Origin of the sequence: Pyruvatibacter sp. (genome assembly GCF_040219635.1) — a bacterium.
GTDB lineage: Bacteria > Pseudomonadota > Alphaproteobacteria > CGMCC-115125 > CGMCC-115125 > Pyruvatibacter.
Genome location: NZ_JAVJSC010000004.1, coordinates 257,005 through 273,700 on the forward strand (window position 1 = coordinate 257,005; position 16,696 = coordinate 273,700).

The following is a 16,696-nucleotide window of genomic DNA, read 5'->3' on the forward strand; positions in this document are numbered from 1 at the left end:
CGCGGTGCGTGGTTAAAGAGCTACGGGTGACGGCGCGTTATGCGTCGCCACCTGCGGCATCTGTTGCATCTGACGATTTTGCCTTGTCGGCTCCCGGCATTTCCAGCTTGCCAAGCCCGCGCAGTGAGAGCGAGCTTGCCGGACCTTCTGAATAGGCCGGGAAATTAGTGGGGCCATCGCGGAACGACTTAAGGGGCTGGCCGAAGTTTTTGCTGCCCTCACGGCGCACGTGCCGAACCCGTTCAAAATCGACGGGGATCGGCATGATCTCCGTGCCCCGCCCCGCCTGATGAAGAATGTCGCCTTCCGGTCCCAGAATAATTGACTGGCCGTAGGCAAGATCTCCGCCACCATTGATGTCAAAGAAATAGCACTGGTTGGAAATGGCATTGGCGCGCGCAAGCGTCAGTTCCATATCGCGATCAATGGTGTTGGTCAGTGTTGGGTGAATAATCACCTCAGCGCCCATCCAAACCATATTTCGCGTGGTCTCCGGGAACCACATGTCATAGCAGATGGACAACCCAAACCGCCCGAACCCCGGCACATCCCAAACCAGATAGTCGTCACCTGCCGCGATGCCTTTTTCATATGGCAAAAATGGATACATCTTGCGGTAACGCCCAACGACATTGCCGTCGGGATCGATGACACTGGCAGTGTTGTAAATCTTGTCGCCGGCCTTCTCGTAAATAGAGCCCGTGACGAGCCAAATGCCCAGCCGCTGCGCCAGATCACAAAACTTGTTTTCCGTCGGCCCCGGTATGGCCTCCGCATTGGTTGCAAGGGGACCGTGCGGCGACAACTCACTCAGTACCGCCATGTCGACCCAGGGAAAGCGCGCCTTCATAACCGTCAGTTGCTTGGTTATCTCAGCCATGTTGTCACCGACACCAAGGCTGAGTTGAAGGCCTGCAATGTTGAACTTGGTCATGGGATCAGTCGTCCTTTAGGCATCGATTTGGGGGCATCGTGTGTGATGGCATGTGAGCAAGAAATCAGGCAGGTACGCGAACAAGTTTTGGTACGGATGCCAGCAGCTTGCGCGTGTATTGGGTTTTGGGATGGGCAAATACCTCAGCCACCGGCCCCTGCTCCATGATGCCGCCGCGATACATCACAATGACATCACTCGCCAGCCGCTCAACAACAGCCAAATCATGGGTGATAAACAGATAGGTTAAAGACAGGTCGCGTTGAAGCTCTTCCAGAAGGTCAAGCACCTGCGCCTGCACGGACACGTCCAGCGCCGCCGTCGGCTCATCCAGAATGAGAAGGTCCGGTGCTGGAGCCAGCGCGCGGGCAATGGCAATGCGCTGGCGCTGCCCGCCAGAAAAATCCGTCGGAAATCGTGACAGATGTTCAACATCAAGGCCGACGCGCTTGATGTTCTTTTCAACTTCAGCCGCCAGTGCGGCGCCGCGAATGTCCGTATGTGTCTCCAGCGGCTCGGCAATAATATCACGCACGCGCATACGCGGGTTGAGCGACGAGTAAGGGTTTTGGAACACAACCCCGATGCGGTTGCGCAACGGATGGAAGGTGCGCTCCGACATGGCCAGAATGTCATCCCCTTCAAAGAAGGCAGCGCCGGTCACCGGATCGTTTAGGCGCAGCAGGCTCATGGCAACGGTGCTTTTGCCCGATCCGCTTTCGCCGACCAGACCAACGCACGTGCCGCGCCGAACTGAGAATGTGACATCACGCACGGCTTCAAAGTCACCGTAGCGCTTCGTCAGTCCACGGACTTCCAAAATGGGTTCTTCAACATCATTGGCGGCAACACCACCATCCCCAAGCGCGGGCACAGCATCAAGCAATGCGCGGGTATAATCGTTTTGGGGTTCGGCAAAGACCTCCCGCACCGTGCCGGTTTCAACAACACGGCCATAGCGCACAACAACCACCCGGTCGCACAGTTCGCTGACGATGCTGAGGTCGTGGGTAATAAACAGAACCGACAGTTTCTTTCGCCGTTGCAGATCACGGATGAGATCAAGGATTTCGGCCTGTACCGTTACATCAAGAGCAGTGGTGGGTTCGTCCGCAATCAGCAGGTCCGGGTCCAGCGTCAAGGCGATGGCAATCATGATGCGTTGCAGCTGGCCGCCTGAAAACTGGTGCGGAAACTTGTCGAGCTGCGCATGGGCCTCGGGCAGCCGCACGTTCTCAATTTCGGTTTGTGCTCGGGCCAAAGCATCAGTGCGACTGAGATCAGAATTCGCCTGAATAATGTCCGCCATCTGCCGCCCTACGGTCATCAGCGGATGCAGGGCGACCATCGGGTTTTGAAACACCATGGCCGCGCGCCCGCGAAACACCGCAATGTTGGCCTTGTCCGATGCTTCATACGACTGGCCGTTCATGGCCACCGTGCCCGTCGCGCGCGCATTGCCCGGCAGCATGCCAAGGCAGGCCGCTGCGGTAAGAGATTTGCCGGATCCGGATTCGCCAACAAGACCCAGCACTTCGCCGGGCGCAACCGTCAGGCTGATGTCCTCAATGGCCGTCACCGCACCCTCGGCTGTGTCAAAGGTCACAGACAGGTTGCTCACATCAAGGACGTTTGGGGTTTCCATCAGACGCGCCCCCTAAACTTGGGATCAAGCGCATCCCGAAGGCCATCGCCAAACAGATTGACCGCAAGAACGGTCACGAAAATGGCAAGCCCGGGGAATGCAGCCGTCCACCAATAATCCAGAAAAAGCGCCCGGGACGATGCCACCATCAACCCCCATTCAATCGCAGGCGGCCGCGCGCCAAGACCAATGAAGCTCAAGGATGCAGCGGCAAGGATTGTGTAGCCGAAGTCCATTGACCCCTGCACCATGACCGGCGTGGAGGCATTGGGCAGCGCGTGGCGCAGCATGACTTTGGTATGGCCGACACCCATGGCGCGGGCGGCGGTTACGTACAGCTCGCTCTTCACGGATATGACACTGGCGCGCACAATCCGTGCGTACCAGGGGAACCACGAAATGCCGATGGCCAGCATGGTGTTGAGCAACCCCGCGCCAAGCGCCGCCGTAATGGCAATCGGCAGCAGCAGCGGGGGAAACGCAAGAAATACGTCTGAGATACGCATCATGATCGCATCCACACGACCACCGTAATATCCTGCCATCAAACCGATAGGGATGCCGATAAGCATGGCGATGAAGACGGCCATGGAGCCAACGATCAGCGACAGCCTGCCGCCATGCAAAACCTGGCTAAAAATATCGCGGCCAAGCACGTCCGTGCCAAACCAGTTGTCGGCGCTGGGCGATTGCAGCCGGTTCGTCAGGTCAAGCGCCGTTGGGTCGTGCGGCGATAGCCAGGGCGCAAAGGCTGTGACCAACACAATGAGCACAATCACAATACCGCCGACCACCAGCAATGGGTTGCGCGCGGCCATGCGCCGATACCGCGCGCTGCGCGACAGGCGCTGAATATCCTGTTCTGGATTGAGGAGGCTCATGAGACACGCAACCTTGGGTCAACAACCTGATAGAGCAGGTCGACCGCCAGATTGACGGTGAGATAGGCCGTCGCCAGCACCAGCGTTACGCCGGTGACAGCAGGAAAATCATTGGTGATGACGGAGTTGACCGCATAGCCGCCGATGCCGGGCCAATCGAAAACATATTCCACGATCACACTGCCACCCAACATGTAGCCATAGATCAGGCCAAACACGGTCAACAGCGGCACAAGCGCTGCGCGCAGGGCATAACGGTAATGAACCTTCTCAGTCGGCAGGCCATATGCGATGACAGTCTTGATGTGATCCTGGCTCATCACTTCGATCATGTTGTTGCGCGTTACACGCATGACCGACGCGGTTGTGGCCGCTGCCAGCGTCAACACTGGCAGCGCGAGATGCGCAAGCGCACTGCCGAAGGCTGCAAGGTTGCCCGCAAGCAAAGTGTCGATCAAAAAGAAGCCGGTGACGGTATCAAACGGATTGTCCAGCATCAGGTCGCCATCAATGCGCCCTTGAAGCGGCAGCCACCCAAGCTGGCCATGAAAGATGAGCTGAAACAGCAGACCCAGAAAGAACACCGGCAGAGCAAGCCCGATGACAGAGACGCTGCGCGCTGCGTGGTCGCTAATGGCATTGGGTTTGACGGCAGAATGAATGCCCAGCGGAATGCCGATTGCCAAAGCCAGCGCGAAGCCAACCGTCACCAGTTCAGCGGTCGCGGCAAACCGGGCGCCAATATCTGAGATGACAGACTGGCCGGTGCGCAGGCTGGTGCCAAAATCACCCGACAGCACATCACGCATATAGGTCCAAAACTGCACCCAGATGGGCTGGTCCAGTCCAAGCGCAATCCGTGCTGCTTCAATTTGCTCAGGCGTTGGACGCGAGCCAAGCATCATCTCAACAGGAGAGCCCGGCAACACACGGCTGATGATGAAGGTGATGACGAGTACGCCAACAAGGGTCAGCAGCAAAAGCAGAACACGGTTGAGGGCGTAACGCAGCATTACAGTTGCTCCCGCCGCAGGCTGTAAAAATCAACGCCCACATAAGCCGGGTTTTTCTCCACACCGCTTATGTTGGCGCGGTGGACATAGCGGGCAGACACATCGGCAAAGAAGATACCCACAGCATCATCCACCAGAATCTGCTGCGCCTTTGCGTACAAAGCGACGGCCGCTTCCCGGTCGGTGGATTCCAGAGTGCGGGCTTCGTCCACCAGCGCGTCAAAATCAGGGTTTGAGTAGTGCGCAAGATTGAAAAGCGTCGGGTCTTCGGTGCGGTACATGCCCTGCAACCAGTCCGCAGGCGTTGGATACGTTGGCCACCACGACAACACCTGAATGTTCGGTGCAGTCCGCAGGTTCTTTGCGTCATCCCAGATTTTGCCCCACGGGCCCGGGCGCAACTGAAGCTCGACACCGATGGTCGCAAGATAGGCCTGGAACACCAACAGTGAGTTTGTAACTTCCGCCGCAGTGCCGACGTAAGCGGCAGAAATTTTCCGATCCCGCGGCGGAATACCCGACGCATCGATCAACCGCTTGGCTTCCTCAAGATCAAAAGCCGGCGGCGCAAGATCAGCGTTGTGTCCCCACATGGTGGTGGGCACCGGGCCGCGCGCAACATCTGCGGTACCTTGATAAATCTCGTCAGCAATCGACGCATAGTCCCACGCATAGGTCAGCGCCCGGCGGAAGTTGATGTCGTCGGTTGGATATTTCTGGGTGTTGATGAGCGCTTGCGTGTTGATCCATGACGGCGCCAGATCAACCGCAATGTCCGGGTCGTTCTTGAGGCGCTCCAGCAGATCCACAGGAAGCAGCGTGACAAAATCTGCGCCACCGGAACGAATAAGCTGCGCCTGGGTTGCGGCCTCCGCCACCACTTTCATGATGATCCGTTTGAACTGGCTGTCCTGCCAGCCGCGCCAGTAGTCATCGTTTTGTTCAAGCACAATCTGCTGACCACGGGTCCAGCCGGCGACTTTGTAAGGCCCGGTCCCCGAGGCATTACCCTGATTGAACCACTCGGTTCCGTTTTCAGCCGCTGTCGGTGAGTAAATGTAGGCGCCGTATTGAGCGGACGCGATCAGATCAATGGGAATAGGACGGCTGGTGCGGATAACGAGCGTCGTGTCGTCAGGCGCTGTGATCTCTTCCACGCCGTCCCAGATGAAGGCAGCGCCCTGCCCCAGTGAAATCGTGCGGTCCAGTGCCGCCTTGGCAGCAGCGGCATTGAAAGGCGAGCCGTCATGGAACGTCACGCCTTCGCGCAGTGTGAATGTCCAGGTCAGGGCGTCGTCGCTGGCCTGCCAGTCTGTGGCGAGCACACCTTCAATTGGTGGTGCGTCACCTGCGTCGCCAGGCTTGGGGGCGGCATAGCGCACCAGCGGCTCATAGACATTGCGCAGAAGGATCGCTTCAAGCGAAAAAGCGACCGCCGGATCCCAGTCCTTGATGTCGTCGTACAGTGCATAAACCATCGTATCGGCGCGCACCGGAGACACGGCAGCCGATAGCGGTATAGCCAGAACCAGAGCGCCAAACAGCGCGCGGGTGATGGTTCCCCATGACTTCAACAGATCAACGCCTCCCCTGGGTGCTCTGCTTAACAACGTCTTAACGGCCTCACTCAGCAAAGCCTGTGCCAATATATGCCGCGCGTCAAAGCCCGGTTTTCCGCGAGTAAGAGCCCATCATCTCGGTTCTGAATATTCATTTGTGAATTTCCATGAAATGAGCTTCAATTCTGAATACTGCCGTTAGGTCCAGTTTGGAGCGCCCGCATGTCTACTGACCGTACCTCGGACTTCGCTCTCAAGGCGCACGACGCTTTGCCTACGGATGCCTTGATGGACATTCTCAATGCACTGAGCGACGGCGTATGGGTATGTGATGCCACGCCGCGTCTGCTGTGGATCAACCGGGCCTGCGAAGAGCTCAACGATATTGAGGCAGAAGACGTGTGTGGTCGTCTCGTGCAGGAACTGCTCGACCAAGGGAACTTCGATGCTGATGTCACAACACAGGTTCTGCGAACAGGGGCCCCGGCTACTATCAACCAGCGCGTCAAATCCAACCGCATGCTGCTCGTAAGCGGACTGCCGGTCTTTGATGCAAACGGAAATGTGGCCTACGTCGTTGGCAATGAGCGTGACGTCACCGAACTTGATCTGCTGCGCGGCGAACTCGACAACGAACGCGCCCGCGCCGAGCGCGTGAGCAATGAACTTGCCGCCATGCGCCGCAAGGTCAGCGATATCTCTGACATTGTATGTGCGAGCGAAGAAATGGAGATGGTGCTGGAGACCGCCATCACCGCAGCCGGCTTTGACACCACCGTTTTTGTCACCGGGCCAACCGGCTCAGGCAAAACCATGGTCGCGCGCATCATTCATGATTCAAGTAACCGCCAGCCAGAACCGTTCTTGACCCTGAATGCCGCCGCCATTCCCGAGACACTGCTGGAAGCAGAACTGTTCGGGTTTGCAGACGGGGCCTTTACCGGTGCCCGCAAGGGAGGCAAACCCGGCCTGATTGAAGCGGCCGACGGGGGGACATTATTTCTCGACGAGATCGACGCGCTGCCACCGTCACTACAGGTCAAGCTGCTCACTTTTCTGGATACCCAGCGCTACTTCCGCGTTGGCGACACCAAGGAGCGGCAGGCGGATGTGCGGATTATCGTTGCGAGCAACGCAAATGTTGCAGAGCGCATCGAGCAAGGCACATTTCGTGAAGACTTATGGTTCCGGCTCAATGTCCTGACCATAGCAGTGCCGCCCCTGGATGAACGTCCCGACGACATTGCACCCCTGATTGCCCGCACGCTGACCTCGCTGGAGGAGCGGTATGGAAAGCACCGGCGCGTCTCACCGGCAGCCCTCGATCTGCTGACGCGGTTCCGGTACCCCGGCAATGTGCGGCAACTGCAAAACATCGTCGAACGCGCCTATGTTCTGTGTCGCACAGACGACATCGGGCCTGATGATCTGCCCGCAGAAGTGCGGGCATCAGTTCCCTTGCGGGCGCACGCGGGAACCGGCGCTCGTCTACCTGCGCGTCTAGCGGATGCGCTGTCGGCAACGGAGCGCGCGTTGATTGAACAGACGGCAAAGCACTTTGGTACACAGACTGAAATCGCCAAAGCGCTCGGCGTCTCACAGCCCACCGTCGCACGCCTGTTAAAAAAACACGGCATTCAACTCACCCGCTGAGGTGTTTTCTATTCAAGACTGTATAGGAACACAGATCGCAAAAGTTGCTGAAAGCCATGCAAACACTGGCTTTCAGCATTTTTGAGACACTGGCACAGGCATTGCTATTCAGACATGAAGCGCCACCCGAAACCGGGTTGGCCGCGCTGTAAATGCAGCCGTGAAAACTCATGTCCAGGTGCCCGATCATGCCCAACAATGCAGACCTTCTCTCCCGTCGCACCGCTGCCGTCGCACGCGGCGTTGCCACCGCTACGCCGGTCTTTGCAGACCGTGCGGAGAACTCCGAGCTGTTTGATGTTGAGGGCAAACGCTACATCGACTTTGCTGGCGGCATTGCAGTGCTCAACACCGGGCACCGCCACCCCAAAGTGGTTGCTGCCGTCGAGGCCCAGCTCGCACGCTTTACGCACACAGCGTTTCAGGTATCAGCCTACGAACCCTACATAGAGCTGGCCGAACGGCTCAACGATCTTGCGCCTATTTCAGGCCCGACAAAATCCATCCTCTTCACCACCGGCGCGGAAGCCACGGAAAACGCTGTGAAGCTGGCGCGCGCTGCCACCGGCCGAAGTGCGGTGATCGCATTCACGGGCGGTTTTCACGGGCGCACCATGTTGACCATGGGGCTCACAGGCAAGGTGCTGCCGTACAAGCACAAGTTCGGCCCGATGCCCGGCGGCATTTTCCATGTGCCGTTCCCCATTGCCTCGCACGGTGTCAGCGTTGACGACACGTTGAAGGCGCTGGAATTCACATTCCGGGCAGACGTCGGGCCAAAGGATGTAGCCGCCATCATCATCGAACCCGTGCAGGGCGAAGGCGGTTTCCATCAGGCTCCTGCCGAGCTAATGCAGGCGCTACGCCGTATCTGCGACGAGAACGGCATCATGCTCATCTCCGACGAAGTGCAGGCTGGTTTTGCGCGCACCGGCAAGATGTTCGGCGTCGAACACTATGATATCGAGCCAGACCTCATTGCGGTTGCCAAATCTCTGGCAGGCGGACTGCCGCTGTCCGGCGTCATCGGCAAAGCAGACGTGATGGATGCGGCCGACCCCGGCGGACTGGGTGGCACATATGCCGGCAGCCCGCTTGCCTGCGCCGCGGCCCTTGCCGTGCTGGATGTTATCAAAGAAGAAAATCTTCTTGAGCGCGCCAACACGATTGGTGATCGCATTAAGGCGCGTCTGCACGAGACGTCAAAGCGCAATGACACATTGCCGATCTCCGCCATTCGCGGCCCCGGCGCCATGGTCGGTTTTGACATTGTCAAATCTGCCGGTAGCGACGAGCCGGATGCTGATGCCACCAAGCGCGTGACAGCAGCAGCGCTTGAGAAGGGCCTCATCCTTTTGTCGTGTGGCGTGCATGGCAACACCATCCGCGTGCTCGTGCCCCTCACCGTGTCGGACGACGTGCTGGAAGAGGGGTTGGATATTCTGGATGCTTCGCTGACGGACGCACGCCAGTAGACCCGTCCTCCCGGACCATATTATCAGGACACAGCCGATGCTACGCGATCTCTCGGACAGCTCCCTTTTGAAGTGCAAAGGGTTCGTCGATGGCAAGTGGATCAACAGCGCGCGGCAGGAAAGATTTGCAGTCCGCAATCCTGCGACCAGTCAGCGCATTGCCGAAGTTGAAAGCCTGGACGCCCACGACACGCGCCAGGCAATAGCTGCTGCCCAAAAGGCGATGCCCGCATGGCAGGCCCTGCCCGCCCGCGAACGGTCAGCAGTGCTAAAGCGCTGGTTTGATCTCATCATGGAAAATCAGGAAGACCTGGCGCTCATCATGACTGCCGAGCAGGGCAAGGTGCTCGCTGAATCGCGTGGCGAGATTGCCTATGCCGCATCTTTCATCGAGTGGTTTGCTGAGGAAGGCAAACGCGTTTACGGCGACATCATTCCAGCGCCCCAGACAGATCGTCGGGCGTTGGTCCTCAAGCAGCCCGTCGGCGTGGTCGCAGCCATCACACCGTGGAACTTTCCCACTGCCATGATTACCCGCAAGGCAGCGCCTGCATTGGCTGTCGGGTGCGCCATCGTCATCAAGCCTGCCGCGGAAACGCCCTTGTCAGCACTGGCGATTGCCGAACTGGCGCAGCGTGCCGGTCTGCCTGCTGGTCTTCTCAATATCGTGCCGACAGGTCATGCCAAAGACGTGGGCGATGAGATGACGCAGAACCCAATAGTCAAAAAGCTGTCCTTCACCGGCTCCACACCGGTTGGCAAAATGCTGATGAAGCAATGCGCCGATACCGTGAAGCGCACATCAATGGAACTTGGCGGCAATGCCCCGGTCATCGTCTTTGACGACGCCAATCTTGAAAAAGCTGTGGCAGGTGCTGCCGGCTCCAAGTTCCGCAACTCCGGCCAGACCTGCATCTGCGCCAACCGCATTCTTGTACAGGCGGGCATCTATGACGCCTTCGTTGAAAAACTGGTTGAGACCGTCGGCGACTACCGTCTTGGCAACGGGCGCGACAAGGAAAGCACTCACGGCCCGCTCATCAATCCAAAGGCAGTGGCAGACGTGACAGCCCTTGTTGAGGACGCCGTTGCCAAGGGGGCGACGATAAAGATCGGCGGCGTTCACAGCACTCTTGGTGGCTGCTTCTTTGAGCCAACAGTTCTCACCGATGTCAATCAGACCATGCGGCTGGCACGCGAGGAAATATTCGGTCCCGTTGCCCCGATCTTCAAGTTCGAGACAGAAGCAGAGGCCATTGCCCTTGCCAACGATACCGAGTTTGGTCTCGCGTCCTACGTATACACTCGTGACATCGGTCGCGTGTGGCGCGTCGCGGAAGGCATCGAATACGGCATGGTCGGCGTCAACGAAACGGCAATCACATCCGATGTCATCCCCTTCGGTGGTGTAAAGGAATCCGGTCAGGGGCGCGAAGGATCTAAATACGGCCTCGATGACTATCTTGAGATGAAGTATGTCTGCATGGGCGACTTGAACGCCTATGACGTGGCCCCCTGATTTCCCGCCAAGTTCGATTAGAGTTTTTCCCTTATGGAAGGATGTTGCCCGTCAGCGCCGACGGGATTGATTGAGTTGATTGTTTAGCTAGTAAGACCTTCCAAGGCGGCCCAGAATACGCATTGCTGTGCGTTTTCCCCCTAAAGCCCATTACATCTGCCTAGGTATCAAGAACAAGCCGACCTATGACCGATGGCAACTATCTGTCTCGCGCGCCGCCTCCAAAGGAATGACTATGCAGCCGGGGCTCGAAACAGTCTCAGCCACTCTCGAACTAGTCTCTACACCAAATTTCTTGGAAATTTGGATGTCTCAAAACACCTAGCGGAGATTCTCGGGACTATTGGACAATCTCGGCAGCAAAAAGTGCCACCAAATTGTCTCTATACTGACCATTTGCCTGCTATCCGATTGTAGTTTCGGACAAAACACAAATTTTCATACCTGTTAAGACGACCACTTGGATGGCTGGCTGTGCAGAGCCAAGAACGAGAACCGGTCTCCTCCACAAATTCCCTGTTAAACGGGAATTTGCAGGGAAATTTCGTCATTTTGCCTGCGGGCTGGGGCACAAAGAGCACAAAAATGGCTTGGCATCAGCCGTTTCTCATAACTTCGGCAAACATGGAACAGGGAATTTTCGATTTAGGAACTGGGAAAACAATAGGGGTATCAGCGAGCAGCCTTACGCAAATTCAAACTCTGCGGAGTCGTGACGGAAACGCCTTAGCGGAATGGTTGCATCGAAGGCTTAAACGCCCGGCCGCCTGATAATTCCCGAAAGTATAACGTCCCAGACAGTCTCACTTTCGCCCGCAGCACGCCGGTCGCTCGAGCGTATTGGGGGCTCCGCTCCCGACGCGCTCGCGACGCTGCAAAACATCAATTATGAAATGGGCAGACTCTCGAAATAACTGAGGGACCGGAGGTTCTCAGGTCATTAAGCGCGGAAGGAGGAGCAGATGTCATTAAAACGTTGGGCCATTCTCACAGAATTAGAGTGATAGCGATTGTATAAAGGCCAATACCCAATGCGATCAGTATAGGGTAATACGCATCCTTCAAGCCCGATCGTGCAAGTGTCGTGGCTTGGGTCATTAGCTCTGGCCAAGTATATGAAACAAAATCTCCTTGGCTCATCATGGCGACAAGTTTTCCGTCTTTATCTGTGATTGGAAGCCGTCGGAACCGCTCGTTTGACATGATGCGCAGCCAATCGAGCAATTCGTCATCTTCGCTCGCGACCCGAATGCTCGTTGTCATAATGTCGGAGAGTTTCGTCGTCGCTGCATCACGACCCTCCGCGACTAGACGACGGTATATGTCTCTTTCTGTGACCAATCCCGCGACGGTGTGATCAGGGTTGACCACCACGATTGATCCAAAATTCTTCGCGCTCATTGCTTTGACCGCAGAGAGAACATCTTGGTCTGGCGGACCGATTAACGGCTTGGGTTTTGATGCGTATTCCGCTCGCTCTTTGATTTTCACGCGGCTTCTCCCGATCTAAGGGTCTTGCTGATTGCAACTACATAAATTGTACGGACACGGGATGAATTTGGACTACACCTTGGCTCTCCCAACACCAGCGCCTTTCTTCTCTGGTTCTCAATCGAGGTCAAAATCCGCGTGTTGGCCCAAGCCCCCAAACACGAAATCTTCAGGCGCTCTGACTTTCTTCCAACTCCCGCACACGGACCATTCAGCGGAGCAGCTTGCATAAAGCCGTAGCAGTCAACACAGCTGTACGCGGCGAGAGGGCGAGCGACAGAACGCCGCGCCGCTCATCCGCCTGTTGGCTGGCAACGTAAGGTGTCGAGGACCAGGAGGGAAAGCGATGCAAGAAACATCGGCGAGTCGTGTCAGTTCGCCTGAGAACCAGCGGCATGCTGAATGCCCGGTAGAACAGGTCCGCGACGATGGCATTACCGTCTTCTTCGACGGGTCATGTCCCCTGTGTACCCTCGAGATCAGCCACTACAGTCGGCTTGGCGGCGGCGAAAGCCTAACACTGGTAGATGTGGCAGGAGGCCAAAACGACATTGGAGCAGACCTATCTTCTGCAGAGGCAATGAAGCGGCTTCATGTCCGCTTGCCGAATGGTGAACTGGTTTCGGGGGCTCGAGCATTCGCAGCCATATGGAACCGAGTATCAGGATGGCGATGGGCCGCCAGCGCTACAAGTTTGCCCGGTGTCATGTTTCTTCTTGAGATTGCCTATCGCGCTTTTCTTCCGCTGAGGCCGTTTCTGTCTTCACTTGCAGCCAAGTTGGGGGCGCGCTCACATCAATCTCGAAACAATCCACCCTAGTCCAAAAGCTACCTGTAAACATTGTTGAGCCCAGATGACGAAACCCTCTGTGAGGTAACCATTTGAGTTGCCCGCTCAATGAACAGCATCAACTCAAGGCCAGATAACGAAGACGTAAGCCATGTAACCGAGCAGAAGCGCCCCTCCCTCCCATCGAGCGATCTTGAGGCCGGTCCAAGCGAAAGCAATCAGAAGTGCTGATACTCCGATCATCACCAAGTTGTCGAAGTTCAGTATCTCCGAAGGAACCGCGCTAGGCGCAATTAAGGCAGTGGCACCGCCAATGCCGAGAATATTATAGATGTTCGAGCCTACGATGTTACCAAAAGCAACGTCGCCCAGACGACGGACTGCAGCGAGGACGGACGTCACGAATTCCGGGAGAGACGTTCCAACTGCGACAATAGTCAGGCCGATGACCGTCTCAGAGATCCCGAAGGACTGGGCGACCGTGACAGCTCCGTCCACGAGGAAAGTGCCCCCGGCCACAAGAAGCACCAACCCAGCGACCGCGATCATGATTGGCAAGAGGATAGATTGCGTCTTGTTGGCAGCTATTGCTGTGCCTGGGTCAGCGGCCTGAAGAGCGGTAGCCTTATCATAGACCGCACCGTGATCCACGGCGCGCTGAACCTGACGCTCCTGCCTGAATGCTGTGTAGACGTAGAAAATCAAGGCGAGGATGAAGATCGCTCCGAGCCATCGCCCCATCTCCATGACGGTCGAAAGTGCAGCAAAGGCGGCTGAGACTGCAACCATCACCACCCCATCGCGTTTGAGAGCCGAGGATGTGACGACAATCGGATATAGGATTGCGGATGCGCCGACGATCAAGAGTACATTGGCAATATTCGATCCTACAATATTGCCGAACGCGATACCGGGCGCCCCAATACGTGCGGCCTGAACCGACGTCACCAGCTCTGGTGTGGACGTTCCGAAGCCAACGAGCGTGAGACCAACGATCAGCGGCGACACCCCGAATCTGCTCGCGATCTGTACGGCACCGCGCACGAGAAGGTCTCCGCCGACGACAAGCAAAGCAAGCCCCCCAAAAAGTGGCAGCCATGTGTCAAACATTCGCGTTCCTATTGCAGATAATTCGAGGTCAACTTTTCACACTAAGGCTAGGTGACAAGCGCCTTCTGCTCTTCCGTGAACCTTGTACGCCTCATGTCAGTAGCCTTTGGATAACTACACCATTCACTATAGACTGAGCTATCAATAGAGGTGTCTGTTTCGCCAATGAAAAACGCCCTTGCAAATTTGCATTCTACGCTAGGCGCTTCCCAGCTCACTGCAGATGGTGCCCTTGCCGTGGTCAATGTCGTGGAGAAGATGCACGCGAATATTGCTGCAGTTTCTCCTCCCTTGGGCCACAGCCCCCCACGCAATGCCAGAGGCATTGCGGGATTCGTATATGGCTGTGTTAGGGGCACGATTCAGGCAACAGGGTTTACCATTGAACAGGCGCTCAGGACTCTGGAACATGCTGTAGCGCCTGCCGACCCAAATTGGCTAACTGACGGATTCATATCTGCGTTGAACGGTGTATGCGGCGATCACCTGCAGGCAAGGCGCAACCCTCTCGCTCTCAAGATGGAATTCAGGTCGCAGGGGCGGCCAATTGGTACCGATGGCGGCCCAGCACGAAACAACGCTGCAACCTCCAAGAACAGGTTGCTTATCCTGATTCACGGCCTGTGCATGAGTGACTTGGCCTGGCTGCGACAGGGGCATGACCATGGGACCGTTCTAAGCGAGGAACTGGGCCTCGTACCCGTCTATCTGAGATACAATTCTGGCCGACATATTTCACAGAACGGTCAGGAGTTGGCCCACCAGATTGAGAGTCTGGTTGAAGAGTGGCCAGAACCGCTCGAGGACGTAATAATTCTGGCCCATAGCATGGGTGGTCTGGTGGCAAGAAGCGCTATTCATCATGCGTTTCTTGACCGAAAGTCTTGGCCTAACCTTCTGCGTTCTGTCGTTTTCCTCGGCACACCACATCACGGCGCGCCGCTGGAGCGAGGTGGCAACTGGCTGCTGAACCTTCTGGACAAGAGCCCCTATTCAAGCCCTATCGCTGGAATTGGCAATGTCCGAAGCGCGGGCATCACAGACCTTAGTAATGGGAGTTTACTGGAGGACGATTGGAGGGATGTAAATCGTTTTACAAAACGAACTGCATTGCCCGAAACCGTGCCGCTTCCAAAGAGTATCAATTGTTTCGCTGTGGCGGCGTCTTTGAACGAGAGGTCACGACCTTGGCTTGACGAGACTATCGGCGACGGCCTTGTACCCGTGGCAAGCGCGCTGGGTAAGAGCCATCATCCGAACCGAGACCTCGGGTTTTCAGAGGAGAACACGTGGGTCGGCATGGGCTTGAACCACTTAGATTTGCTGAATGATGCAGCTGTTTATCGGCAGATAGCCGACTGGTTGCGGCGCGACTAAGACAGCGCGGCCGACAGTTGGGTGTGCGCCACAGTTGGCTAGTTCGGCACAGCGCCCCAACACCTCTCGACAAGTGCACCCGTAAACCAAATGGATTTCAGGTCAGGCAAGATTTGACATGACCGCAGCGCGGGCCTTCTCAGAGCACTGTGATCGCACCTTCGCCCACGGATCCAGTAAACCTCATGCTGCTCCGAGGGTGACGAGCCTCCGTGATGCAGCCAGCAAATACGCGACAACCGAATTGCTGGCGCGGCGAGGTTTATCGCTCGCACCCACAAGGGCAATGGTTTCTGTGGTGTCAAAGATCGCGCGTAGGGCGTTGTCTGAATAAATTCTCATCTAAGTGTCAAGCTGCGAATAACCAGCACAATAACACTGCATTGTATTGCTGCGTCCAGAACGCCTTTTCGGCGGTCTAAATCTGCGCTTCATTTGTTCTCCGAGTGTTACCCTCTATTGGCCACAATCCCTATACAAGTATTGGTAACAGCCACTAAATAGTTTGCTTGATAGAGTATTTGAGGTCAGGAGGATGCCAGTTGGCTGTCACCGGGATTATGAATGCAATAGAGCTTGATGCTGTGGACTGCGTCCACAGCGCGCAGGATGCGTCGGATCGCCATACAGCAGACCATGAACTTGCCGTTGGTGAGTTGTCATCTCATCTGGGCTTGGTTTTGGGTTTACCGAAAGATGATGCGTTGGCCCTTGGCTACGCCGCCCGCCTGCACGACATTGGCAAACTGGCGGTGCCATCGTCGATACTTCATAAGTCGGCACCTCTGACAGTAGCTGAACAGCGTATCATGCATGTTCATTCGCAGGCGGGTGCTCAGATTTTGCAGGCAACACAAAATCTGCTGATGAGGCTCGCTGCACCGATTGCCTTGGAACATCATGAATACATAAACGGCTCAGGCTATCCGCATGGTCTGAGCGGATATGAAATCAGTTTGGCGGCACGGATTGTCACCGTGTGCGACGTTTATGATGCTCTGAGAGATACGCGGTCGTACAAAAAGGGCATGAGCCACAAGATTGCGTGTCATCTGCTTGAGGAAGGCGATAGCCGTATCTCGCCTTGCATGTTTGATGACAAAGTACTGCGCGCGTTTTTAGAGCATGCAGAGGAGCTCGAATCCATCTACGCAGCTGGTCAGGCGCGTAAGGTGGCGCGTAATACCAGTCAGGCTTTTCTCTAGCTCTCGTCTAACGATCCTCCCAGCTTGGGTCGCTTTTTTTGTTA

At 56.5% G+C, this 16,696-nt stretch carries 14 protein-coding genes; 6 read left to right on the top strand and 8 right to left on the bottom strand.

Going from position 1 to position 16,696, the window contains the following annotated elements:
- Positions 1–37 precede the first annotated feature (37 nt).
- The 5 genes from RIB87_RS09995 to RIB87_RS10015 form a co-directional block, all read right to left on the bottom strand.
- The gene (locus RIB87_RS09995; protein ID WP_350146116.1) at positions 38–934 is read right to left on the bottom strand and encodes a carbon-nitrogen hydrolase family protein; all 897 of its coding nucleotides are present in this window, start codon (positions 932–934) and stop codon (positions 38–40) included.
- 64 nt (positions 935–998) lie between these two features.
- The gene (locus tag RIB87_RS10000) at positions 999–2,579 is read right to left on the bottom strand and encodes a dipeptide ABC transporter ATP-binding protein (RefSeq protein ID WP_350146118.1); all 1,581 of its coding nucleotides are present in this window, start codon (positions 2,577–2,579) and stop codon (positions 999–1,001) included.
- Complete coding sequence (locus RIB87_RS10005; RefSeq protein ID WP_350146120.1) at positions 2,579–3,460, bottom strand: ABC transporter permease; 882 nt, start codon at positions 3,458–3,460, stop codon at positions 2,579–2,581. The genes RIB87_RS10000 and RIB87_RS10005 overlap by 1 nt, the downstream gene beginning before the upstream one ends.
- Entirely contained in the window at positions 3,457–4,473 is a 1,017-nt protein-coding gene (locus tag RIB87_RS10010; protein ID WP_350146122.1) for an ABC transporter permease, read from the bottom strand. Before RIB87_RS10010 ends, RIB87_RS10005 begins: the two co-directional genes overlap by 4 nt.
- On the bottom strand, positions 4,473–6,047 hold the full coding sequence (locus RIB87_RS10015) for an ABC transporter substrate-binding protein (protein ID WP_350146125.1): 1,575 nt from the start codon (positions 6,045–6,047) through the stop codon (positions 4,473–4,475). Before RIB87_RS10015 ends, RIB87_RS10010 begins: the two co-directional genes overlap by 1 nt.
- Positions 6,048–6,254: 207 nt before the next feature.
- On the opposite strand from RIB87_RS10015, the gene RIB87_RS10020 reads away from it, so the two are divergent.
- The 3 genes from RIB87_RS10020 to RIB87_RS10030 all read left to right on the top strand — a co-directional run bounded on the left by RIB87_RS10020 (position 6,255) and on the right by RIB87_RS10030 (position 10,679).
- Positions 6,255–7,685, top strand: a complete 1,431-nt coding sequence (locus tag RIB87_RS10020; RefSeq protein WP_350146127.1) for a sigma-54 interaction domain-containing protein — start codon at positions 6,255–6,257, stop codon at positions 7,683–7,685.
- Between the two features lie 188 nt (positions 7,686–7,873).
- A complete protein-coding gene (gene gabT / locus RIB87_RS10025) occupies positions 7,874–9,160 on the top strand; it encodes a 4-aminobutyrate--2-oxoglutarate transaminase (protein WP_350146130.1) in 1,287 nt (428 codons plus the stop codon).
- A 37-nt stretch (positions 9,161–9,197) separates the two neighbouring features.
- A complete protein-coding gene (locus RIB87_RS10030) occupies positions 9,198–10,679 on the top strand; it encodes an NAD-dependent succinate-semialdehyde dehydrogenase (protein ID WP_350146132.1) in 1,482 nt (493 codons plus the stop codon).
- Positions 10,680–11,666: 987 nt separating this feature from the next.
- Here the strand turns inward: RIB87_RS10030 and RIB87_RS10035 are convergent.
- Positions 11,667–12,170 (bottom strand): CBS domain-containing protein, encoded by a 504-nt coding sequence (locus RIB87_RS10035; RefSeq protein WP_350146134.1) that lies wholly within the window; start codon positions 12,168–12,170, stop codon positions 11,667–11,669.
- 346 nt (positions 12,171–12,516) lie between these two features.
- Between RIB87_RS10035 and RIB87_RS10040 the strand changes: the two genes are divergently transcribed.
- Positions 12,517–12,990, top strand: coding sequence for a thiol-disulfide oxidoreductase DCC family protein (locus RIB87_RS10040; RefSeq protein WP_350146136.1), 474 nt, complete (start codon positions 12,517–12,519; stop codon positions 12,988–12,990).
- Positions 12,991–13,083: 93 nt separating this feature from the next.
- Here RIB87_RS10040 and RIB87_RS10045 read toward each other — a convergent pair whose 3' ends face one another.
- Positions 13,084–14,070, bottom strand: coding sequence for a calcium/sodium antiporter (locus tag RIB87_RS10045; protein WP_350146138.1), 987 nt, complete (start codon positions 14,068–14,070; stop codon positions 13,084–13,086).
- A 165-nt stretch (positions 14,071–14,235) separates the two neighbouring features.
- Here RIB87_RS10045 and RIB87_RS10050 point away from each other — a divergent pair, with 165 nt between their 5' ends.
- Complete coding sequence (locus RIB87_RS10050) at positions 14,236–15,447, top strand: PGAP1-like alpha/beta domain-containing protein (RefSeq protein WP_350146140.1); 1,212 nt, start codon at positions 14,236–14,238, stop codon at positions 15,445–15,447.
- A gap of 183 nt (positions 15,448–15,630) precedes the next feature.
- Here RIB87_RS10050 and RIB87_RS10055 read toward each other — a convergent pair whose 3' ends face one another.
- Entirely contained in the window at positions 15,631–15,789 is a 159-nt protein-coding gene (locus RIB87_RS10055; protein ID WP_350146142.1) for a CoA-binding protein, read from the bottom strand.
- Positions 15,790–15,989: 200 nt separating this feature from the next.
- Between RIB87_RS10055 and RIB87_RS10060 the strand changes: the two genes are divergently transcribed.
- A complete protein-coding gene (locus tag RIB87_RS10060) occupies positions 15,990–16,652 on the top strand; it encodes an HD-GYP domain-containing protein (protein WP_350146144.1) in 663 nt (220 codons plus the stop codon).
- The last annotated feature ends 44 nt before the right edge of the window (positions 16,653–16,696 follow it).